The sequence below is a fragment of the Collinsella tanakaei genome (assembly GCF_016900375.1).
Lineage (GTDB): Bacteria > Actinomycetota > Coriobacteriia > Coriobacteriales > Coriobacteriaceae > Collinsella.
Genome location: NZ_JACJKB010000012.1, coordinates 49759 through 71492, shown reverse-complemented (window position 1 = coordinate 71492; position 21734 = coordinate 49759). Strand labels below are relative to the sequence as shown.

The 21734-nt window shown below is 62.1% G+C and carries 24 protein-coding genes; 13 read left to right on the top strand and 11 right to left on the bottom strand.

From position 1 onward, the window contains the following. Positions 1–42: 42 nt before the first annotated feature. From H6A16_RS08115 to H6A16_RS08085, 7 genes are all read right to left on the bottom strand, one after another. Positions 43–927, bottom strand: coding sequence for a LysR family transcriptional regulator (locus tag H6A16_RS08115; RefSeq protein ID WP_204618002.1), 885 nt, complete (start codon positions 925–927; stop codon positions 43–45). A 179-nt stretch (positions 928–1106) separates the two neighbouring features. Then, positions 1107–2510, bottom strand: coding sequence for a glycoside hydrolase family 1 protein (locus tag H6A16_RS08110; RefSeq protein WP_204618000.1), 1404 nt, complete (start codon positions 2508–2510; stop codon positions 1107–1109). 68 nt (positions 2511–2578) lie between these two features. Further along, positions 2579–4480, bottom strand: coding sequence for a beta-glucoside-specific PTS transporter subunit IIABC (locus H6A16_RS08105; RefSeq protein ID WP_204617997.1), 1902 nt, complete (start codon positions 4478–4480; stop codon positions 2579–2581). Positions 4481–4734: 254 nt separating this feature from the next. Beyond that, positions 4735–5622, bottom strand: a complete 888-nt coding sequence (locus tag H6A16_RS08100; protein WP_204617995.1) for a MurR/RpiR family transcriptional regulator — start codon at positions 5620–5622, stop codon at positions 4735–4737. A gap of 51 nt (positions 5623–5673) precedes the next feature. After that, positions 5674–6291: a histidine phosphatase family protein gene (locus H6A16_RS08095; protein ID WP_204617993.1), complete on the bottom strand. Its 618-nt coding sequence runs from the start codon at positions 6289–6291 to the stop codon at positions 5674–5676. A gap of 363 nt (positions 6292–6654) precedes the next feature. Further along, positions 6655–7470 carry an MBL fold metallo-hydrolase gene (locus H6A16_RS08090; RefSeq protein ID WP_204617991.1) on the bottom strand — a complete coding sequence of 272 codons (816 nt, stop codon included), beginning with the start codon at positions 7468–7470 and terminating at the stop codon, positions 6655–6657. A 164-nt stretch (positions 7471–7634) separates the two neighbouring features. Beyond that, on the bottom strand, positions 7635–8276 hold the full coding sequence (locus tag H6A16_RS08085; protein ID WP_204617989.1) for a TetR/AcrR family transcriptional regulator: 642 nt from the start codon (positions 8274–8276) through the stop codon (positions 7635–7637). 179 nt (positions 8277–8455) lie between these two features. Between H6A16_RS08085 and H6A16_RS08080 the strand changes: the two genes are divergently transcribed. Both H6A16_RS08080 and H6A16_RS08075 read left to right on the top strand, forming a co-directional pair. Continuing rightward, positions 8456–9064 carry a maltose acetyltransferase domain-containing protein gene (locus H6A16_RS08080; protein WP_204617987.1) on the top strand — a complete coding sequence of 203 codons (609 nt, stop codon included), beginning with the start codon at positions 8456–8458 and terminating at the stop codon, positions 9062–9064. Positions 9065–9088: 24 nt separating this feature from the next. Continuing rightward, on the top strand, positions 9089–9421 hold the full coding sequence (locus H6A16_RS08075) for a putative quinol monooxygenase (RefSeq protein WP_204617985.1): 333 nt from the start codon (positions 9089–9091) through the stop codon (positions 9419–9421). Between the two features lie 50 nt (positions 9422–9471). Here H6A16_RS08075 and H6A16_RS08070 read toward each other — a convergent pair whose 3' ends face one another. Then, entirely contained in the window at positions 9472–10107 is a 636-nt protein-coding gene (locus tag H6A16_RS08070) for a TetR family transcriptional regulator (protein WP_204617983.1), read from the bottom strand. A 190-nt stretch (positions 10108–10297) separates the two neighbouring features. On the opposite strand from H6A16_RS08070, the gene H6A16_RS08065 reads away from it, so the two are divergent. The 6 genes from H6A16_RS08065 to H6A16_RS08040 all read left to right on the top strand — a co-directional run bounded on the left by H6A16_RS08065 (position 10298) and on the right by H6A16_RS08040 (position 15035). After that, positions 10298–11473, top strand: coding sequence for an iron-containing alcohol dehydrogenase (locus H6A16_RS08065; RefSeq protein WP_204617981.1), 1176 nt, complete (start codon positions 10298–10300; stop codon positions 11471–11473). Between the two features lie 50 nt (positions 11474–11523). Further along, entirely contained in the window at positions 11524–11988 is a 465-nt protein-coding gene (locus tag H6A16_RS08060; protein WP_204617978.1) for a flavodoxin, read from the top strand. 64 nt (positions 11989–12052) lie between these two features. Further along, the gene (locus H6A16_RS08055; RefSeq protein WP_204617976.1) at positions 12053–13444 is read left to right on the top strand and encodes a cyclophilin-like fold protein; all 1392 of its coding nucleotides are present in this window, start codon (positions 12053–12055) and stop codon (positions 13442–13444) included. Between the two features lie 51 nt (positions 13445–13495). Next, positions 13496–14227: a flavodoxin gene (locus tag H6A16_RS08050; RefSeq protein ID WP_204617974.1), complete on the top strand. Its 732-nt coding sequence runs from the start codon at positions 13496–13498 to the stop codon at positions 14225–14227. 57 nt (positions 14228–14284) lie between these two features. Then, entirely contained in the window at positions 14285–14446 is a 162-nt protein-coding gene (locus tag H6A16_RS08045; protein WP_204617972.1) for a hypothetical protein, read from the top strand. A gap of 52 nt (positions 14447–14498) precedes the next feature. Continuing rightward, complete coding sequence (locus tag H6A16_RS08040; protein WP_204617970.1) at positions 14499–15035, top strand: flavodoxin family protein; 537 nt, start codon at positions 14499–14501, stop codon at positions 15033–15035. A gap of 61 nt (positions 15036–15096) precedes the next feature. Here the strand turns inward: H6A16_RS08040 and H6A16_RS08035 are convergent, their stop codons facing one another. Further along, positions 15097–15648: a flavodoxin domain-containing protein gene (locus H6A16_RS08035; protein WP_204617968.1), complete on the bottom strand. Its 552-nt coding sequence runs from the start codon at positions 15646–15648 to the stop codon at positions 15097–15099. A gap of 108 nt (positions 15649–15756) precedes the next feature. Next, on the bottom strand, positions 15757–16638 hold the full coding sequence (locus tag H6A16_RS08030) for a LysR substrate-binding domain-containing protein (protein WP_204617967.1): 882 nt from the start codon (positions 16636–16638) through the stop codon (positions 15757–15759). 117 nt (positions 16639–16755) lie between these two features. On the opposite strand from H6A16_RS08030, the gene H6A16_RS08025 reads away from it, so the two are divergent. The 5 genes from H6A16_RS08025 (at position 16756) to H6A16_RS08005 (ending at position 20448) form a co-directional block, all read left to right on the top strand. Then, the gene (locus H6A16_RS08025; RefSeq protein WP_204617964.1) at positions 16756–17118 is read left to right on the top strand and encodes a cyclophilin-like fold protein; all 363 of its coding nucleotides are present in this window, start codon (positions 16756–16758) and stop codon (positions 17116–17118) included. 29 nt (positions 17119–17147) lie between these two features. Then, positions 17148–18164 carry an aldo/keto reductase gene (locus tag H6A16_RS08020; protein WP_204617962.1) on the top strand — a complete coding sequence of 339 codons (1017 nt, stop codon included), beginning with the start codon at positions 17148–17150 and terminating at the stop codon, positions 18162–18164. 96 nt (positions 18165–18260) lie between these two features. Further along, complete coding sequence (locus H6A16_RS08015; protein WP_204617960.1) at positions 18261–18971, top strand: carboxymuconolactone decarboxylase family protein; 711 nt, start codon at positions 18261–18263, stop codon at positions 18969–18971. A gap of 19 nt (positions 18972–18990) precedes the next feature. Further along, positions 18991–19956, top strand: a complete 966-nt coding sequence (locus H6A16_RS08010) for an AEC family transporter (RefSeq protein ID WP_204617958.1) — start codon at positions 18991–18993, stop codon at positions 19954–19956. Positions 19957–20028: 72 nt separating this feature from the next. After that, a complete protein-coding gene (locus H6A16_RS08005) occupies positions 20029–20448 on the top strand; it encodes a cupin domain-containing protein (protein WP_204617956.1) in 420 nt (139 codons plus the stop codon). 103 nt (positions 20449–20551) lie between these two features. On the opposite strand, the gene H6A16_RS08000 is transcribed toward H6A16_RS08005, so the two are convergent. Next, positions 20552–21685 (bottom strand): PDDEXK nuclease domain-containing protein, encoded by a 1134-nt coding sequence (locus H6A16_RS08000; RefSeq protein WP_204617953.1) that lies wholly within the window; start codon positions 21683–21685, stop codon positions 20552–20554. Between the last annotated feature and the right edge of the window lie 49 nt (positions 21686–21734).

Below are 21734 nucleotides of genomic sequence, written 5' to 3'. Positions count from 1 at the left end.
TCGCTGCCCCATGTGAAAAAACCTCTGTCCTGATTTCACGCTCTACCGGCTATCGGGCCCCCACAGGCTGCGGATCTTATCCAGAAAGACGTTCGCGGCCGGCGAGAATTCCTGATAGCGCTTCCACGCGATGGTGATGTCGGCATGCATGGGAGGGTCGAGCGGCCGGAACGCCAAACCGCTGCCCGCTGAGGTGTCCACGATGTCCTTGAGGCTGATCACGTAGCCCACGCCACGGCGCGCGAGCAGGGCGGCGTTGAACAGTAGGTTGTACGTGGCGACGATGTCCAGTTCGGCGAAGTCGTGCTTGAACCACCGGCGCATCTCCTGGCTGGCCTGGCGCGAGAAGATAAGGGGTCGTTCCAGTAGGTCTTCGGCATGGATGATCTCGAGCCGGGCGAGCGGGTCGTCCTCGCGCATGAAGACGCCCCAGGTGTCGCGCGCGGGCAGCTCGATGGTCTCGTAACGCGAAAGGTTGGTCTGCCCGATGAACACGCCGAAGTCGATGCGGCCGGTGTCCAGGCGCTCGCCCACGTCCTCGGCGTTGCCGCTGAATAGCGAGAAGCGTAGCAGGGGATAGGTCTCCTGCAGCTCGGCGATGACGCCGGCGATGAGCGCCATGGCCTGCGTCTCGCCACCGCCGATGCGGATCTCGCCGGCAAGCGTGTCGGCCGAGATCAGGAACTCCGACTCCGTGCGGCCGACGAGGTCGACGATCTCCTCGGCGCGCCTGCGCAGGCGCATGCCCGCTTCGGTGAGCTCGATGCGGCGGCTGCCGCGCTCAAAGAGCTTGCAGCCCAGTTCGTGCTCCAGATCCTGCATCTGGCGCGAAAGCGAGGGCTGCGAGATGTGCAGCACGTTCGCCGCGCCCGAGATGGTCCCCTCGCGGGCGACCATGAGGAAGTACTGCAGATGGCGAAACTCCATAGCGCGGCCTTTCTATGCGCCTAAGGTATGGATCGTCTCGCATTATACGATGCGCCGTGCCAGTACCGCTCTTGCCATAGTTGTTATTTTCCACTCGCCATCCACCAGGCGCTCCGTGCTATGAAATCAAGATGATAAGGGCGCGGGCCATGCCCTGCCGACCTGACCCGCGCTCGTGTCTACAGTTCAGCCCCGTTCGTCTCGACCACATGCTTATACCAGGTAAAGCTGTCCTTCGGAATGCGCGCCATCGAGCGGATGTCCTCCTCATCGCGGTCGATGTACACAAAGCCGTAGCGCTTGCCGTAGCCCTGGTGCGTGCTCACGAGGTCCATGAAGCTCCACGGGCAGTAGCCGATGAGGTTCACGCCGTCGGAAATCGCCAGCTGGGCCTGCTCGAAGTGCCGCCGCAGGTAGTCGATGCGGTACGGGTCGTGCACATGACCGTCCGCCTCCAGCGTGTCGCGCGCGCCGAGGCCGTTTTCGGTGATGAGGATGGGCAGGCCGTAGCGGCTGGCAACGCGCCGGAGCGTGGTGCGCATGCCGATGGGGTCGATGATCCAGCCGTACTCGGTCGCGGTGAGGTGGTCGTTCGTGCCCGAGCGGTACACGCCCTCCTCGCCGAGCATGACCTGCTGGTCGCCGGCGCGTGCAGTCCGGTCGGTGCCGTCGTTTTTCGGCGCAGCGACGGTGGCGGTGGCGTAATAGTTCACGCCCAGGTAATCGGGCTTGGCGGCGGCGAGCAGCTCGGCGTCGCCCTTCCCGAACACCGGCGTGCAGCCCTTCTCCTCCATATACGCCCAGGCGATGGGGTTGTAGCGGCCAAAACACGCCACGTCGAGGTAGTTCCAGCAGCGGATGGATTCCCAGTTGTCCGCAGCGACCACGTCTGCCGGGTCGCAGCTTTGCGGATAGATAGCCGTGATGTTAGGCGCGGGGCCAATCTTGGCGTCCGGCCACATCTCGTGCAGCATGAGCGTCGCCTTGGCGCTTGCCACGAACATGTTATGGCTCTGCTGGTAGAGCTCGGGCGCCTCGGGAAGCCGCCCGGGGTTCATGGCGTTGGGGTGGATGACCATCACGTTCTGCTCATTGATGGTGAGCCACATCTTGATGCGGTCGCCCAGGCGCTCAAACAGGACGCGGGCATAGCGCTCGAAGGCGTCGACGGTGGCGCGGTTGGCCCAGCCGCCGCGCTCATGCAGGGCGAGCGGCAGGTCGAAGTGGAACATCGTGGCCACGGGCGTGATGCCGTGGGCAATAAGCGCGTCGGCCAGGCGGTCGTAGAAGGCGAGGCCCGCCTCGTTTACTTCGCCGTCGCCCTGCGGGATGACGCGCGACCAGCTGATAGAGAAGCGGTACGCCTTCAATCCGAGCTCGGCCATGAGCGCGACGTCCTCTTCCATGTGGTGGTAGTGGTCGCTCGCGATCTTGAAGTCGGTAATGCCCGCAGGCGGCGTGTGCAGGTCCTGGACGGACATCCCCTTGCCGTCCTCGTTCCAGGCACCCTCAACTTGATAGGACGAGGTGGAGGCGCCCCACAGAAAATCGCTCGGGAACGGTTTGGGCTCCTTATAGAACATGATGGCCCCTTTCTGGCGGGGTCCGAGAAGATGTCCCGAACCCCGCGTGCGCATAAGCGGTTCGATGATTACTTGGAGAGTTCGAGCAGCTGGTCGCCTGCGTTTACGGTGCCGTTGGGAACCAGCGAGACGGTGCCCCAGGCGTCCTTATTGGTGACGAGGACCATGGTCTGCGCGCTGTAACCTGCATCCTCAATGGCTTTGATGTCGAAAGTGCCGAGCCGCTGACCTGCGGTGACGCGATCTCCCTGGGCAACGTTCATCGTGAAGGGCTTGCCCTCGAGGTTGACCGTGTCGATGCCGATGTGGATGAGGATCTCCGCGCCGTCGTCGGACGTGATGCCGATGGCGTGCTTGGTGGGGAAGAGCACGGTGACCACGCCGGAGACCGGCGCCACGACGGTGCCGTCCGTGGGGTCGATGGCGGCTCCGTCGCCCATCACGAGCGAGGAGAAGGCGACGTCTGCTGATTCGCTCACGGGATGCACGATGCCGGTGACAGGAGAGACACAAGTCGTCGTTGTCGCACCGTCGTTTGCTACGACGGCGTCTTCCCCTGCGGGAACGGGCGTCGGCTGCGTGCTCGAGTTGCTACCGTTCGTCTTTTCGCGCCGGTCGAAGATGTTGCCCAGAACGAACGTCAAGATGGCAGTAATCACAGAGCCAATTACCATGGCGATGATGATGTTCACCATATGCATCATCGTGTCGTCGCCGATGTAAAGCAGGACTGCAGGCAGGCCGCCGGAGCCGGTGGCGAAGCGGTGCGTCTGGGAGAGGCCGGCATAGAGGCCGCCTGCCGCGCCGCCGATCATCGCGGCGTACAGCGGGTACTTGAGCGGCAAGTTGGTGCCGTAGAGGATGGGCTCGGTGATACCCATGAAGGCGGTGATGGATCCAGGGAGGGCCGCCTCGCGGTGATTGGGGTCACGCAGGGAGACCACAAGGCCTGCGGTCGCTTGGCACATGTTGGACACGATGTTGCCGGGGCCCCAGATGCTGTCGTAGCCGAGCTGTGCCATCTGCACGGGGCCGAGCGGCGCGATGCCGTTGTGGATGCCGAACATGACCATGACGGGGCACAGACCGCCAATGAGGACGGCAGGCACCCAAGCGGCGTTCTCAGACAGGAACGTGAAGAAGACGGCGAGCCACTCACCCACGATATAGCCGATCGGGCCAAGCACGGAGAACGCCAGCGTTCCCATCACCAGGAAGGTGAGCATGGGCACGAACACGAGGTTCACCGCGTTGGGGATGTGCTTGTTGAGCCACTTCTCGACGAAGGACTGGACGAACACCACGAGGATGATGGGAATGACGCTGGAACCGTAGGACGCAAGCGTGAACGGGATGGCGCCGAAGAAGTTGACCGGGTCGCCCGCCGAAACGAATGCGCTCCAGTTGGGATGCAGCATCATGGCCGCTACCGCTGCGGCGAGAATCGGGTTGCACTTGAGCTTCTGCGCCTCGGTGAATGCGAGCATGATCGGCAGGAAATAGAAAACGCCGTCTGCAAAGATGTTCAGCATCTGGTAGGTCTGCGATGCGGAGTCGATGAGGTTGAACACCACGAGCAACGCCATGACCGCCTTGACCATGCCTGCGCCGGAAAGCGCGGGGATAACGGGCTGGAATGTGCCTGCGACGAAGTCGATCACGGCGTCGAGCGGGCTTTTCTTCTCTGCGGCAACCGGCGCTTCAGCGTTGGAACCGGTCGCGCCGACAAGTTTTTCTACCTCTTCGAACACGTTGGCGACATGCGGTCCGATGACGACCTGGAATTGTCCTCCTCCATGGATGACGCCCATGGTCCCGTCGAGCGCGTTGATAGCGTCCTCGTCTGCCTTTCCCTCATCTGCAAGGATGAAGCGCAGCCGCGTCACGCAATGGTACGCTTGGCTGACGTTTTCCTTGCCACCTACGAGACGCACGATGTCGTGCGCTAAGGGCTCGTACTTTGAGCTCATCGATGCTCCTTCCCTTGTTTCAGCCGGGAGCCGAATGCGCGACCGACGGCGCTGCAGCAATTCCATGGCTGCACATCCGGCTGTTGACCAGCAGTTTAGGGAGGAGGCAAACGGATGGGGATGCCTGGGCGCACACGTGAAACAAGGTTTCGCAGCAAGCCCAGGGAAGGCTCTTGTGCGTGAAACTACGTGAAACTTGAGGTTCCACGGATGCTCGTTCTGCCGCTTGCCTGCGAAATCCTGCCGTTTGGCGCCTAGCGCTCGAATGACGCTCCGGGTGCTGCGGCGCGACTCTGTTCGAGCTCGCGTCCGAAGTCGATTTTGCGATCGAGGTTGCTTTGGTAATCGCGCGCAAAATAGCAGGAAAACAAGGCGTTTAAGATCAGCTGAATGGACATCTCCATGCCGAATGTTGCGATTTTGGAGTACAGGTTTTCACGCGACGAGATGGTGAATGTGCAGCGAATGCTCCGCCGGATGTAGTTGTCTCCCTCTCCCGTGATGCCGATGAGCGGGACGCGGCGCTCGATGAGCGTGGGGATGTGGACCATAGGCTCGTAGTCGGGGTTGTTACCAGAATACGAGATGATGATGGCACAGTCGCTCGGTCCCAGCGAGCGGGCGACAAGGCCGCGCTCGGCGCTGTTCACGACCGTGGCCGTTTTTCCAACGGTGAGCATCTTGCGGCAAAACAGCGACCCCAGGTAGGTGTTGGGTGAAAGCGCAAACACCCAGATTCTGTCTGCCTGCTGAAGGTATCGTACGGCAAGGGCGAGTGCACCGCGGTTAAGGAGGCGCAACGTATCAGCCATGGCGTCATAGGCGACGTCCGCTACCGCGTTGACGACCTTCTCGTCAGAATCGTTCGCGTGGAAGGGGAAGTTAGGGTCGATTGCCGCCCCATAATTCGCCTCGTAGCGCACTTCGGCCATGAAGTCGCGGATAAATCCGCGCCAGCCCTCGTAGCCAAGACTTTTGGCGAAACGGGTGACGGAAGCCTTAGAGACGAAGGTCTCTTGCGCGATGTCGGCGATGGTGTAATCGGAGAGATGGGTGCGTTCGCGCAGGATAAATTCCCCGATCACGCGGCGTGTGTCATCGGATTGCCTGGTGATTTCCTCGACGCGGTGGGTGAGAAACATGACGCCTCCCGTGTTTTGGTACGGAGTAGCCTGCCTGCTGCGTCTTAGATATTACAGTCTCACGACATTCAGCAGTCGCCATGGGCCAGCGCCGTGGCCGTCGGGCACCTCGCTCGCGCGGCTCTCGTCGAATGTATAGACGCAGGTCGTGCAGTTGTCCCAGCCGGCGTTGAGGATAGGCATGGGATCTTGGATGGCGCGCAGGAAGTTGAAGTTGGCGCCGCCGTGACCCACGGCGAGCACGGAATCGCTGCCGGGCTCGAGCATGATGTTCGTCAGGGTCTTCACCATGCGGTCGCGTACCGTATCGGACGACTCGCCGCCGAATTGCAGGTAGTAGGTCCGACAGGCCTCGGGGTCGTTCTCGGCGAGAAAGTCCTGCTGGGCTTCCAGACTGCCGTAAAACATCTCGCGCAGGCCCTTCGAGCGCGCGTAGGGAAGGTCGGGTTGCCCGAGCTCATCAAGAATCAGCTCGAGTGTGTCGGCGGCGCGCTCGGTGGTCGAGCAGACGGCGCGGTCGACGTGCACGCCGCGCTCTCGCAGCCTGGCACCCATGGCGCGCGCCTGCTCGATGCCGCGTGCGGTGAGCGGCGAGTCGCACCAGCCTTGAATTCGGTGCTGCGCATTGAACATGGTCTCACCGTGTCGCATGAGGTAGAGGGTTTTCATGTTTGGCCTCCTGTTGCCGGGTCTTCTCGTATCGAGACGGACAGATGGCGTCGCGTCGGGAGGGCGTTGCGCCTGCCGGGGTCGTCCTGAAGCTGCCAGCCGGACAATCTCCCCAGATATGTACTTTTTCGAACCTGAGGTTTCGGCTTCTGTGTTCGATTGGTGGCAGGAAGGGCGTTTTCTTGAGCCGATTTGGGCCTTTCCCGCCTAGTTTCCGGGTCTCTGGCGTGAAGACTTGCCCGCTGCGCGCTTAAGGGGTATTTCCAAGAGTACATATCTGGGCAGATTGTCCACCTAAAGGATGCACGGGCATATATTGCACCCCCTGTCGCGCGCTTTCGCCTCTTTGATGGCGTGCGGCCGCTACAGCGTGACGATCTCGCCGGGCAGCGGCGCGAGCACGCGCTCGGGATTCGCCACGTGGTCGGCAAGCACGCGTGGGTCACCGTTAAAGGTTGACCAATCCGGTGCGTCGACGGTACCCCAGTGGATACACAGCAGCCGTGCGTTCGGGTACGCGTTTGCGAGCTTAACAGCACCGTCAAAAGTGATGTGCCACTCGTTGTCCGAAAAGTCGAGCATGATGAGGTCGGGTTCGGGCATCTCGAGGTGTTCTGGCAGCAGCTTGGAATCGCCGGGCAGCCAGATGGCGCCATCGGGTGTATCGAGCCAGTATCCGCAGTAATCCTCGCGCTCCCAGGTGCGGTACCCCCATTTCTTGGAACCGTTTTGCCAGTTGTGCCACGCCGGCGTGAGGCGCGCGGTCACGTTCCCGACCGTGAAGCTCTCGCCGATGTCGTGACCGACGCCCGGAAGCCCTTCATCGCTCGCAACGCTCGCAACATAGCGCGGTGCGTGGTAGGCCGGGCATACGCCCGCAACATCGTGGCAGGTGGGACGGCTGAAATGGTCGTTATCGATGTGCGTGATAAGGATCGCGTCGAGTCTCGGCACGTCTGCCGGCGCGATAGGCGCTTCGAATACCACGGACATGTCGAAGCCCTCGAGCACGGGATCGACCATGATGCAGGTGCCGCGAGCGTTCAGCAGAAAGCCCGCACCGCCCAGCCACGAGATCGTGGTGCCGTCCTGCGGCTCGAATGCCTGCGCGTCAAGCTCGTCAACACCCGTCGGCACTGCCTGACCTTTGTCGTTCGTGCATACCGTCGAAAACTCCATCTCGTTCGTCCTCCTATCCTTTAGCGTTAGCGGGCGCGGATCGCCCGTTTTTTGACAGCATGACCCCTCGCCTCCTGTAGGGGCGGTCGTGGTCGGTTGTATGGGTCCATCCGCCGCTTGCCTGCAGGCAGGGCGAATCTGTCTTATCGCATCGTCGGCGGCGTCTAGCTTGCGTAATGCGCCAGGCACATGCCGATGAAGTCTCGCATCTCCTCACGGAAGTCGACGGTGCGCCGCGTGATGCCCGCAAGCTTGACCGCCTTGTCGACAAGGGGATTCTCCTGGCACCAGCCGTTGATGCCCACGGCGTGGTAGTAGACCGCGTTGAGGAGCTGCGACGCACGTGCGGGGTCGCAGCCGAGGTTTCCCGCAAAGCGCGCGATCAGCTGGTCTTGGCCCTCGTAGTAATGCTTCTTGAACGCAGCGAGGCGCTCGATAGAGGAGTTGGTTTCGATGATGGTGAACAACAGGTCGCAATAGCTCAGATAGTCGCGGTGGCTCGCGAGCTGCTCGGTCCACACCTCGGTGAGCACGGCAGGGGAGTACGCGCTGCCCTCCGGATAGGCGGTCAGTAGCGCGTCGTAGTACTCGTCCTGCTTATCGGAACAGATCTCCAGGAAGATGTCTTCTTTCGTGGTCACGTACTTGTACAGGGCCGCCCGTGACCAGCCAAGGCGCTCGGCGATGGCCGCAAGTGTGATCTCGTGATAGGAGCTGCATGCGAACAGCTCTTCGGCGACCCGTTTGATCTGGGTCATCCGCTGTTCCTTCTGCTCGTCGCTGCGCGCCCTGATGAAGTCCGCCATACAAACCTGCCGTTTCCGTTCAGCTTGTTTTCAAGAACTCTAGCAGGATTCCCATAATTCGCAAATAGAAAAATCAGGTTTAACAAACTTATTTACAAGTAACAAAGCGTAGCGTAAATTGGGGATAGAATTTCTTCCTGAGCCGTTCCATGCGGCTCGCAAACGGGGGTGTAAAGCTCGTGACCGAACATGAGAAGCTGCTGGCGGGTATGGAATACGACTACACCGACCCCGAGATCCAGGATATGCTCCGCAGCGCGCGGGAACTGCGCCAAGCGTTTAACACCGAGGGCAGCCCGGTGAAGCGCGCCGAGCTGCTGCGCGAGATGCTGAATTCCTGCGGCGCGAACGTGACGGTGCAGCAGCCGCTGAGCATCCTGTACGGCAAGCACACGAGTGTCGGCAGCGACGTGTTCATCAACGGCGGGTGCACCCTGCAGGACAGTGCGCGCATCACCATCGGCGACCGTGTGGTGATCGCCCCCGACGTCAAGTTGTACTGCGGGGAGCACGCGGTCGATGCGACCCAGCGCTGGAAGCGCGACGCGAACGGTGCGCTGAAGCTCGTGACCACCACGCGTCCTATCTCCATCGGCAGCGACGTGTGGATCGGCGGAGGCGTTACGGTGCTGCCCGGGGTTACGATCGGCAGCAACGTCGTGGTAGGTGCGGGCGCCGTGGTTACCCACGACGTGCCGGACAACTGCATCGCCGCGGGCGTTCCCGCGCGCGTCATACGGGAGCTTCCGGCAATCTCCGACGTTCGCTCAGGGTGCCGAGAGCGGTAAGGCTGTTGTTGGAAAGGGGCAATCATGGCGATTACGGTGAATCTGTACTATACGGGAACGAACGGCGCGGCGCGCAAGTTCGCCGAGGAAATGGAGGCGTCCGGCACGGCAGACGCCATACGCGTGGAGGAGGGCAACGTCCGCTACCGCTACTTCCAGCCGCTCGACGATCCGGAGACCGTCCTGCTCATCGATGCGTGGCGCGACCAGGAGGCACTCGATGCGCACCATGCTTCGCCCATGATGGCGAAGATCGCCGAACTGCGCGATAAGTACGACCTGCACATGAAGGCAGAGCGCTACATCACCGACGAAGCTGGCCTGCCCGAGCACGATCGGGCCTTCATCCGCCAGTAGCAAAGGGGGCCAGGTTCCGACAAGGTCGGACCTGGCCCCAACTTGTCGGCTTACATCGACGTGAGGCACATGGCGATGAAATCGCGCATGGTCTGGCGGAAGTCGACCTGGTGATTCTTGATGCCAAGTTCGGCCAGAGCGGAGGCGATCAGGGGGCTGCGGAAGCAGACGCTGACGTATCCGACGCCGTGGAAGTAGACGGTGGTGATGAGGTCCTCCATGCGTCCGGGATCAAGGCCGAGAATTGAAACGAGGCGGTCGGACAGCGCACGCATGTCCTCGTAGTAGGCGCGCTTGAAGGCGACGAGCCGATCGATTCCCACATTAGCCTCGATGATGCCCGAAAGAATCTCACCCAACCGGAAATAGTCCTGATGCGCGTTGGCGATGCCCGCCCATACCTCCGCGACGATGTCGGCGGAAAATCCGCACCCCTCGGGCAGTGCGGTGAGCAGCGCCTCGAAATACGCATGGCATTCGTCAGCGTCGAGCGCGAGGAAGATCTCCTCTTTGGTGCTCACGTACTTATAGAGGTTTGCGCGTGACCAGTCGAGCTCCTCGGCGATCGTGGTCAGCGTGATCTCGTGATAGGGGCGCTCGGCGAACTGCTTTTTCGCCGCAGCCTTGACCTCGGCAAAGCGGAGCGCTTTCTGCTCGTCGCTCCGTGCCCTCATGAATGATTCCATAGCTGCCTTTCCATACGTCCTGTCAACAAGAACTATAGCATACGTAACAAGATGATTACTGATATCTATGGAGAGAACGTGACGAATTAGAATCACCAAAATAAGAAACAGAACGTTCGTTATAGTTCAGCTTGTAAACAACACGGCGTTACTAAAGATGCTAAACGCGTCGGGAAGGGAAAGGTTCGCCATGATCGGAGACTTCACGTTCCATAACCCCACGAAGCTCATCTTCGGCAAGAACGCCATGCAGGCGCTTGCCGACGAGCTCACCGGCTACGGTCAGACTGTCCAGGTGGTGTACGGCGGCGGTTCCATCAAGAAGAACGGTATTTACGACCAGGTCGTCGCGGCTCTCGAGGCTGCGGGCAAGACCGTCGTGGAGGATGCTGGCGTCATGCCCAACCCCACGGTCGAGAAGCTAAACGAGGGCATCAAGATCGCGCGCGACAATCACGTCGATTTCATCCTCGCGGTCGGCGGAGGTTCGTGCATCGACTACGCCAAGGGCGTCGCCGTGTCGGTCAACCTGCCTCAAGATATCGACCCCTGGCAGAAGTACTGGGTCGATTTCGACGAGCCGACCTGCGAGGTCGTGCCCGTGGGTGCGGTGCTCACCATGGCCGGCACCGGCTCGGAGATGAATTGCGGCTCGGTCATCACCAACCACGAGACCAAGATGAAGATCGGCCACGTCTTCTCGAATCCCGACGTGTTTCCCAAGTTCGCGGTGCTGAATCCCGAGTTCACCTTCACGCTGCCGAAGCACCAGATGGTCGCCGGCATCTTCGACATCATGAACCATATCACCGAGCAATACTTCTCGGGCGAGGATGACAACACGAGCGACTACCTGTCCGAGGGGCTTATGCGCAGCCTGGTCCATGCGAGCCGCATCGCGGTGAAAAACCCCGAGGATTACGAGGCTCGCTCCAACATCATGTGGTGCGCGACGTGGGCGTTGAACACCCTTGTGGCCTGCGGCAAGAGCACCGACTGGGAGGTCCATATGCTCGGTCAGGCGGTCGGCGCGCATACCGATGCGACTCACGGCATGACGCTCGCCGCCGTGGCGCTTCCGTACTATCGCCTGATCATGCCGTACGGCGTCGAGAAGTTCGCGCGCTTCGCCACCAATGTGTGGGGTATCGCTCCCGAGGGCCGCTCCGCTGAGGAGCTTGCGGCTGCCGGCCTGGACGCCATGGAGGCATGGACGCGCGAGATCGGCTGCGTGATGAGCATTTCCGAGCTGGGGGCCGACGAGTCGATGCTCGAATCGCTGGCTGATAGCACACTCATCATGCAGGGCGGCTATCACGTGCTCACGCGCGACGAGGTCATCCAGATCTTCCGCGCGAGCCTGTAGCGACAAGTTGGTGCCAGGTTCAATCTTGTCGCTTTGTGAAAAGGAATGCTATGAGCAAGGCATTGGTTGCATATTTCTCGGCCAGCGGGACGACGGCGCGCCCGGCGCGCGAGATCGCCCAGGCGACGGGTGCCGATCTGTACGAGATTGTGCCGCGGTCGACGTATTCCGCAGCCGATCTCAACTGGAACGACAGCTCGAGCCGCACGTCACTCGAGCGGCTTGACGAGGGAATGCGTCCGGAGCTCGCGCGTCCGCTGCCCGATACGGCCGCCTACGGCACGGTATTCGTTGGCTTTCCGGTTTGGTGGTACGTGGAGCCGCGCATCATCGATACGTTCATCGAGAGGGCCGATCTGGCCGGTAAAACGGTCATTCCGTTCGCCACGTCGGGCGGGTCGGGCATCGCCGGCGCAGAGGGGCGCATGCGCGGCCTGCGCCCCGACGCCATCTGGAAGCAGGGCAAGCTGCTCAACGGCTGCGATGCTGCAGCTTGGGCGAAAAGCCAGCTATAGCGACAAGTTGAGGCCAGGTCCGATCTTGTTGGACCCATGAGCAGCCGGTAGGGAGGCGACAGGCGTGATTTCAAGGAGAGCGTTTCTGCAGGGGGCGATTGCCATCGGCGCGGCAGGAGCCATGACGGGCTGCGCTGGTGATGGTCGCGAGGCGGGGTCATCGCCTGTCGGCTCTCTGCCGGCTGATGCGGGCGGCTCGAGCGCTGCCCCTGAGGAAAGCGGGATTTCCGCTCCAGCTGTCTACTTCACACGCGAGATCTCCCCTGCGGGTTTGTCTCGCGTATGGGAGGCGTTGGGCGCGCAGCCCGCAGGAAATATCGCGGTAAAGCTGTCTACGGGCGAGCCGGGTGGACACAACTTCCTGCAGCCTGAACTCATCGGGGATTTCGTGCGCGGTCTAGGAGCGACGATCGTCGAGTGCAACACCGCCTATGGCGGCCAGCGCGCGACGACGGAAAGCCATCTGCAGGCAGCGGCTGACCACGGGTTCACCGCGATCGCCGACGTCGACATCATGGATGCGGACGGCTCGATGTCGCTGCCCGTGGAGGGCGGCAGGCATCTTACCGAGGACCTCGTCGGGTCGCATCTCGCAAACTACGACTACGTCGTGTCGCTTGCCCATTTCAAGGGCCACGCGATGGGCGGCTTCGGCGGGGCCATCAAGAACTGCTCCATCGGCATCGCCTCGCGCGAGGGCAAGATGCTGATCCATAGTGCCGGAACGTCAACGACGAGCTGGGGAAATCCTGCGCAGGACGACTTCCTTGAATCGATGGCCGAGGCGGCGAAGGCCGTGTCGGACCACCTTGGCGGCGTGGACGGAAGCATCTGCTACATCAACGTCATGAACCGCCTGTCGGTCGACTGCGACTGCGATTCGCATCCGGCCGAGCCCGAGATGGCCGATATCGGCATCTTGGCGTCGTTCGACCCCGTCGCGCTCGATCGTGCCTGCGTCGACCTCGTTTACGCGGCCGAAGACGGCGCGGCGCTCGTCGAGCGCATCGAGAGCCGCAACGGTGCCCATACCCTGGAGCATGCCGAGGCGATCGGGCTGGGTAGCCAGGCATATGAGTTGATCGAGCTGGATGAGGGGCGGGAGAAGAGCATGGCTATAACGGTGACCTGCGGAGACGCGGTTGTTACCTACGAGCTGAACGACAGCCGGGCGGCGCGCGACCTGTACGGCCAGCTGCCTCTGACGCTCGAGGTGGAGCCGTTCAGCGATAACGAGCAGACGTTCTATCCGCCGTCGCAGCTCGATTGCTCTGACGCGCCTTTGGCGCAAGGCGGTGCCGGGGTGCTGGCGTACTACCGACCGTGGGGTGATGTGGTGATGTTCTACGCAGGCTTCAACGGCAACGACAGCCTCTATGAGCTAGGTCATGCGATATCTGGGGCCGATGCCATCGCCGGCATGTCGGGCACCGTGCGGGTCACACGCGCGGAGTAGCGACGCTCGCCTTGAGCATGCAGGTTGTTGCGGATTACGAAAGGATTGACCATGAAGATCAGCCAGAATAAGCATATCGGGGCGGCCGGTGTGGAGGCGGCGATTTCGCGGCGTGGATTCGTGAGCGGGCTCGGTGCGGTGGCGCTGCTTGCCCCCTTGAGCATGGGGCTCACGGCGTGCGGACCGGAGAGCACGGAGGGTGTCGCACAGGACGATGGGTCCACCACCGCAGGTTCTGCCCAGGGTGCCTCCGAGGGCCCGGCTGCCGGTTCGGCTTCCGCCGATGCGCCGGCGACCGGCACCGGCTCCACGCTCGTGGCGTATTTCTCGGCCACGGGCAATACGGAGGGCATCGCCACGGCAATTGCCGAGCACACCGGTGCCGATGTGTTCGCCATCACGCCCGCGCAGGCCTACACGGATGCCGATCTGAACTACAGCGACGATGCAAGCCGCACGAGCGTCGAACGCGCTGAAGGCACGCAGCCCGAGCTCGCGCGAGTCACGCCCGACGCGTTCGAAACGTACGACACGGTGTGTCTGGGCTACCCCATCTGGTGGGGAGAGGCGGCGTGGCCGCTGCGCACCTTTGTGGCAAACAATGACTTCTCCGGCAAGACCGTCGTGCCGTTCTGCACCTCCGCCTCGTCGGGCTTCGGCCGCTCCGGCGAGCTATTGGCCGAGCTTGCCGGCACGGGCGAATGGGTGGAGGGCGCCCGCTTCTCTGGCGGCGCGCCAGCGGCCGATGCGACGGCCTGGGTGGATGGCCTCGGGCTCTCGTAGCTTTTGGTCCAGGGGGATCTCGCGAGCGATAGGACGAAGCAGGAAAAGGAGGCACCGATGGATATCTTCAAGATGAACGGACGCGGCTGGCATTGGGCGCTTGCCGTCGTGCTGGCCGTGATCGCCGTCGTGCTGTTCGCGCCGTTGGTCGCGATGCTGGCTCTTACGCGAGTGCCTGTGCGTCGCCCCTGCATGCGCTGCTGTGTGGGATCGGCCTGAAGTCATTGCAGGGCATCGGGCAGCTCCGTAATTCGTCGAGGGGGAGAAGGATATGAACATCATCGTGCTGCAGGGAAGTCCGAACGAGAGCGGGTCGACGGCGATCTTGGTTGAGGAGTTCGCGCGTGGCGCGCGGGCGGTGGGGCACGCCGTGGAGCGCATCGATGTGGCCCATGAGGGCGTGCGTCCATGCGCAGGCTGCGAGGCCTGCGGTTATGGAGCGCGTCCGTGCGTGCAGCATGACGGCATGGGGGCGATTCTGGACAAGGTCCTTGCCGCCGATATGGTCGTGTTTGCGACGCCTTTGTACTATTACGGCATGACGGCGCAGCTCAAGGCGGTCATCGATCGCTTCTGCTCGGAGAACTCCGCCATTACGGGGCGGCATCTCAAGGCGGCGCTGCTCACGGCTGCCTGGAATGCCGACGACTGGACCTTCGAGGCGCTCGTCGCTCACTACAGGACCATCGCCCGCTACCTGGATATGACCGATTGCGGCATGGTTCTCGGCTACGGCTGCGGCACGCCGGGCATGACGCGGGCGTCGAAGTATCCGCGTGCGGCGTACGAGCTCGGCGCATCGCTGTAGCAGGGAGCGACAAGTTGGGGCCGGGTTCAATCTTGTCGTTTCGACGTTAAGGCAGTCCGCCCTAGTCGATCCATCTGCGTGCGCGCAGTTCGTCAAGTAGCGGCTCCAGGTAGCTGCGGTCGCAGGCGTCGAAGCCGCGCCGCATTCCTTCAAGTGCCGCGGAATCGCGCTTCGAGCCCTTGCGAGCAGCGCTTTCGAGCATGCGGAAGTACACGCGCATGGCAATCTTGTCGAGTGCATTCAGCTGGTCGAAGAAGAACCTGCCACGGCAATAGCACCATGGAAGATCGGGGTATTGCTCTGCGGGAAACGAGCGGCGAAACGCCTCTTCGTGCTCGGCTGCGGGCCAGTCCTTGCTAGGCATGGGCGTTGCACCGACGGCTATGACCGCATAGTGCTTTTCGGGGTGTTTCGCCATGTACGCCTTGAACTCCTTGGAGCCCTTGAGGGAGGCGGCGTGGAACCAGCCGCTGAGGATGACGAGATCGGCCTCGTGGGCGGCCTCGTCGATGTTTTCCACCGGAGCGATCGCGCACGTGAGTGATTCGGCCAGCCATTGCGCATACATTCTGGCCGAACCGGTCTGTGAGCGAAAGACGACGACAGCACTCATGGGTCTCCTTTCCTGCGCTTAGTGTACCGGGGCAGCCTTCGATGCGCGGAAAGGCTTACAGAGCTCTGATGCGACAAGTTGGGGCCGGGTTCAATCTTGCCGGCTCAGTTAGGCTTGGAGCTGTTCCAGGAAGAGCTGGACGGCGCGCGAGCGCGGGGCGTTGCGTTTCCAGACGACGTCGATGATCGAGACCGCGGGCGGATAGAGCAGGCGGAACTCCAAGCCCGTGTTGCCTCCTGTTGCGGTAAGGCCTTCGAGCGAGATCATCCTGCCGGCGCCCTCCTGCACGAGCATCGCTGCGTTGAAGGAGAGGTTATATGTCGCGATGACGTCAAGTTCGCCTCCGTGCTCGCCGAACCACATGCCTAGGGGGCCGATCGGCCCCTCATCGCTCCACGAGCGCTCGGGCATGATGAGCGGGGCGTCGGCGAGGTCGGCGGGACCGATGAGCTCCTGTGCCGCCAGCGGGTCGTTCTCCCTCATGATGACGCCCCAGGCATCGGTGGGCTGCAGGCGCAGGTGTTCGTACCGGTCGTTGTCGGGATGCGACATGAGGACCACAAGGTCGTCGAGCCCGTGTTCGAGCCGCTCGACCAGATCGGTCGCGATGGCGCTGTGCAGATGGAAGCGCACGTGGGGATGGCGCCCGCGAAACCGGGCGACCTGTCGGGCGATTTGCCGCATGGCAACGCTCTCGCCGGCGCCGATGTGTATATCGCCCGCAACGATGCCTTCGTCGTGCGAGAAGTCGGCAGCGGTCTGGTCGGCGAGCCCAACGATCTCCTGGGCGCGCCGCCGCAGATAAAGCCCCTGTTCGGTGGGAGTGACGCTGCGGCTATGGCGCTCGAACAGCTCGCAGCCCAGCTCGCGCTCAAGCTGGGCGATCTGCCGCGACAAAGCGGGTTGGGTCACGTGCAGCGCTTCGGCGGCGCGCGACATGGTTCCGTATTCGCAAACGGCGAGGTAGTAGCGTAAGGCGCGAAGCTCCACAGCCTCCTCCAAAGCATTATAAAACCTTATATCACGATATACAGTATAAGTAATTGTATTCCTCTTCTCGCGGGCAGAAACTAAAGCTAGGCAATTACGGGGGAGGAGGAACGGCGCATGCGGCCCATCGTGATGCATTTTGGCGATGTGGCGATTTCCGCCCAGCTCAACGATAGCGCGGCTGCCCATGCGCTCTTCACGCGGCTGCCTATGGTCATCCCCATGAGCGCCTCGTCTGTTGGCATCTGCGGGGCCGCTCCGCTCGAGCTGCCTGTCGATTTCGCCCGCATTCATCGTGGCTGGACAAACGGCGACGTCAACTACAACCCCGCCAGTGGCTGGCTCGCAGTGTTTTTCGACGACGAGGAGAACTCACAGCGCTACGGCGATCAGTTCACCATCGGGCATATCGAGAGCTCGCTTACCCAGCTTCGCGCGCTTGCCGGCAGTTACGACGTTGTCATAGAGGCGGGGCGGTAGAGACGAGCTCGCGCAAAGGAGGAAACGCCATGCAGTACACGACGCTTGGCCATTCCGGCATCAAGATCTCGAAGCTCTGTTTGGGCGGTATGAGCTTCGGCAGGCCGTCGCCCGACTTCCACCAGTGGACCATCGGGCCCGACGACACGCGCGCGGTCATCAAACGCGCGCTCGACTTGGGCATCAACTTCATCGACACGGCGAATTGCTATGCGTTCGGTACGAGCGAGGAGTACATCGGTGCCGCCCTGCGCGACCTGGGTGTCGCTCGCGATCAGGTGGTGCTCGCCAGCAAGGTGTACTTCAACGAGGGCAAGCTCTCGCGCGAGGCCATCAACCGCGAGATTGACGGCACACTCAAGCGCCTGGGGACCGACTACCTCGACCTCTACATCATCCATCGCTTCGATTATGGCACGCCGATCGAGGAGACCATGGAGGCCCTCGATGGCCTTGTGCGCACTGGCAAGGTCCGTGCCCTCGGCGCGAGCGAAATGTACGCCTACCAGCTGCACAACATGCAGGTCGTGGCGCAGCAGAACGGCTGGACGCCGTTCACGAGCATGCAGTGCCACTACAACCTGCTCTACCGCGAGGATGAGCGCGAGATGATTCCCGTGTGTCGCCAGTTCGATATGGCGCTCACGCCGTATTCGCCGATGGCGTCCGGCCACCTGTGCCGGCCCACTTGGGATTCCGAGTCCTGCCGCTCTACGACCGACGCCACGATGCGCAACAAGTACGATGCGGCGCGCGACAACGACATGCGGATTGTGGGCCGCGTGGCCGAGGTCGCCGAGCGCCACGGCGTGCCGATGGCGCAGATCGCGCTTGCCTGGCACTGGGCCCGCGGTGTGGAGTCGCCCATCGTGGGCTGCTCGCGCCTCGAGCGCGTGGACGATGCCGTGGCGGCGCTCGACGTGGAGCTGGCGGCCGACGAGGTCGCCTACTTGGAGGAGCCCTACGTCGCCCACGAGCTCGTAGGACCCCTTGCCCGCCCGGGCGAGAAGGCCCTCGCCGGCACGACCGATCCCAACGTGAAGTAGCGACAAGATGGTGCCAGGTACAAACTTGTCGCTTCTGGCTGACAAGATTTGCAAGTTTGGGGACAGGCCCCAAACTTTCACGGAAGGAGTTTGAAGATGAAAGAGTTTGAGAAGACCGATCCGGAGTTCGCTGAGCGCTTTGCGTACTTCGCGGGCGAGCAGGTGCCGACCGACCCCGCGGCTGAGCTTCCGATGCGCGAGCGCTACCTGGCGATCCTCGCCGCCTTGCTGGGCTGCCAAGGCGTCGACGAGTTCCGCGTGATGGCGTCCGAGGCGCTCGACGCCGGCGTGACGCCCGTCGAGCTTAAGGAGGTCGTCTATCAAGCGACCGCGTACCTGGGCATCGGTCGCGTGCGCCCGTTTATCGCTGCGGCAAACGAGGTCCTGACCTCCCGCGGCGTCGAGCTGCCCCTGCCCGGGCAGCAGACGACTACGCTCGAGACGCGCCAAGCGGCGGGTAATCGGAAGCAGATCGAGTACTTCGGCGAGGGCATGCGCGAGAGCTGGGCGAACGGCCCGGCGGAGCGCGAGCACATCAACCGCTGGCTCGCTGCCAACTGCTTCGGTGACTACTACACCCGCAGCGGCCTTTCTGACCTCGATCGCGAGATGATCACCTTCTGCTACATCGCGGCCCAGGGCGGCTGCGAGCCGCAAGCCACGGCGCATGCCGGCGCGAACCTCAACTTGGGTCGCGACCGCGATTTCCTGTACCGCGTGGTCTCGCAGATGCTGCCCTACATCGGCTACCCGCGCAGTCTGAACGCCCTGACCTGCATCGATAACGCCGCGGCGGCGCGCGCGTAGGCAGGAAGGGACGGTCGCCGTGGTCGATATCGCAAGCGTGCTGGGCAGCATGTTCTCGCTTATCATCGTCACGATCTTGGGCTACATCGCCGCGCAGGCGGGCTACCTTACCGCCGACATCCGCCCCAAGATCTCGAATCTCATCTTCAACATCACCCTGCCGTGCACCGTGTTGGCCTCGGTGGGGGAGGTCGACCCGTCAACGGGCGGCGACGCCATCACCTGGTCGATCATCCTCGGCGTGGCGATATTCTTCGTGATGCTCGTTGCCGCGGCCGTCGCCGTGGCGGTGCTGCGCGTGCCGGCGGAGCATCGCGGCCTCTACCTGTTCCAAGGCGTGCTCACCAACACGGGCTTCATCGGCTTCGCGGTGCTCGATTCCGTTTTCGGCGGTGCGTCGGTGTTCCTGGGGTCGATCTTCATCGCGATCTCGAACGTGTTTCTGTACAGCCTCGGCATCGCCGCGTTGACGAGCGGCGCTACGGGCGATGCCGCGGCGCGCCGCACCCCGTTGGCAGAAACCGCGCGCACCGTTCTCAAGAACATGCTCAACGTGCCGCTCGTCGTGAGTCTCATCGCGATGGTCGTGTTCTTCGCGAACATCCCCGTTCCGATGCCCATCATGCAGGCGGCGAATATGACCGGCGGCATCACCGCGCCGCTCGCGATGATGCTCGTGGGTCTCTCCATCGCCGATGCCGACCTGAGAAGCGTGCTTACCGAGGGGCGCCTGTGGGGTTTCACGCTCATTCGCTTCCTCATTGCGCCGCTCATCGCCTATCTCGTGCTCGCGCCTATCGTGCCGAGCGACCTCGCCCTCGGCGTCTTCATCGTGCTGCTCGCCATGCCGACCGGCTCGATGGCCGGTCCTATCGCGGCGACCTACGGACAGAACGGCGATATCCCGGCGCGCGGGACCATCGTGTCGACGCTCGCGTCGTTTGCCATCGTGCCCATCCTCATGCTGGTCATGACGATGGCATAGCACGAATCAGCTAATAAACCATGCGAGCTGGGACTCCAGTGCCGCCGGCTCGCCAAGCCAAAGGAGGAAACCATGGCAACCAACGACTTCACCCCCATGTTCGGCATGGGCAACCCCAACGACGCCTATGCGCAGTACTTCATCGGCAACTCGTATCTCAACCCGCTGACCAATCCGGCGGAGGCCGGCATCGGCATGTCCAACGTCACCTTCGAGCCCGGCTGCCGCAACAACTGGCACATCCACCACGCCAGCAAGGGCGGCGGCCAGATCCTCGTCTGCACCGACGGTCGCGGCTGGTACCAGGAGTGGGGAAAGGACCCGCAGGAGCTTACGCCCGGCACTGTCGTGGTGATTCCCGCCGGCGTCAAGCACTGGCATGGCGCCGCGTGCGACTCGTGGTTCAGCCACATCGCCTTTGAGGCGCCCGGCGAGGACACCTCCAACGAGTGGCTCGAGCCGGTCGACGACAGTCAGTACCCGCAAGCGTAGCGGCGCGGCGCGCTTGAGCCCGAACTGGGTTTTCGCCAACGTGCTGTTGGGGCGCCGAGCTTCTTCTCGCAGAGGCTGAGGCTCGGCGGCTTTTGCGCCTTGCTTAGGTGTCTCCTTCCAGCAACGCTTTGAGGGCATCGATTGGGGGCAGGGCATCCAGAAGCTCGTGCGACATGTCCTTGGAGGTTTTGTATGTGGCGACGCCCATCGGCATGGTGTAGTCCCGGATCATATAGTCGACGAACGCAGTATTCATATCTTTGCAGAGCACGAGGCCGATTGAAGGGTTTTCGTGCTCGCGACGTTCAAAGTCGTCAAGTACCCTCAGGTATCCGGAAAGTTGCCCGAGGTAGGCTGTTTTAAACGGGCCGTTTTTGAGCTCGACCGCTACGAGACAATTGAGGTCGCGATTGAAAAACAGCAAGTCGACGTATTGGCCAACGCCAAACGCGTCGAGGTGGAATTGGTTGCCCACGAACGAGAAGCCCTTGCCGAACGTCATGATGAATTGCTTGATGTTTTGAACGATGCCCTGCTCCAATACGCGCTCGTCGACATCCTCGGTGTCGCGTACGCCCAGTTCCTCAACGTTGATGAAGTCAAGCAGATATTCGTCTTTGAAGGTGGCGATGGCGCGGAGCGCCTGTTGGCTTTTGGACAGGGCTGAAAGAAAGTTGTTGGGCGCCGCGCCTTGGCGGTGGAAATCATCCGCTCTGATAGAGCGCTTGAGGGCGGTCACGCTCAGGTGTTCGGCAGCGCATTTGTGAACGTAAAACAAGCGCTCTTCAAGGGTCTTTGCGTGCGTGATGATCCAACGGTGGTGGGTAAACCCGATTGAAAAGAAGTCATCGAAAGAGCATCCGCTTGAATTCGGAAGTTGCAAATTCCAGATTATGGGAGTCCGCTCGTTTGGTAATTCGGAATTCGCAAGTTCCAAATTGGGAGTGGGGATGAGGTAGGGGCTCCATTCTCGGTAGAAGGTTCGCATAAGCCTTAGATTTCTTCCAGAAAAACCGCGGAGACCGGGTAGATCTTTCTGGAGCATTTCGCTGATGGTGTCAATGGCACCACTGCCCCACGCTTGTATTTCGCTTTGATGAGACAGGTAGCCCCCGACGGCAAAGTAGAGCTGTAGCTGCTGAGCATTGACGCTCTTGGCTGCAGCATATTGCGCTTGGAGAATTGCGCCCTTGATGGCCTCGACTGCTTCTCGATAGTTCATACCGTCACGTACCATTGCAGCCTCCTACCGCTGTTGCCTGCAGGTCTTCCGTTGAATAGAAGCC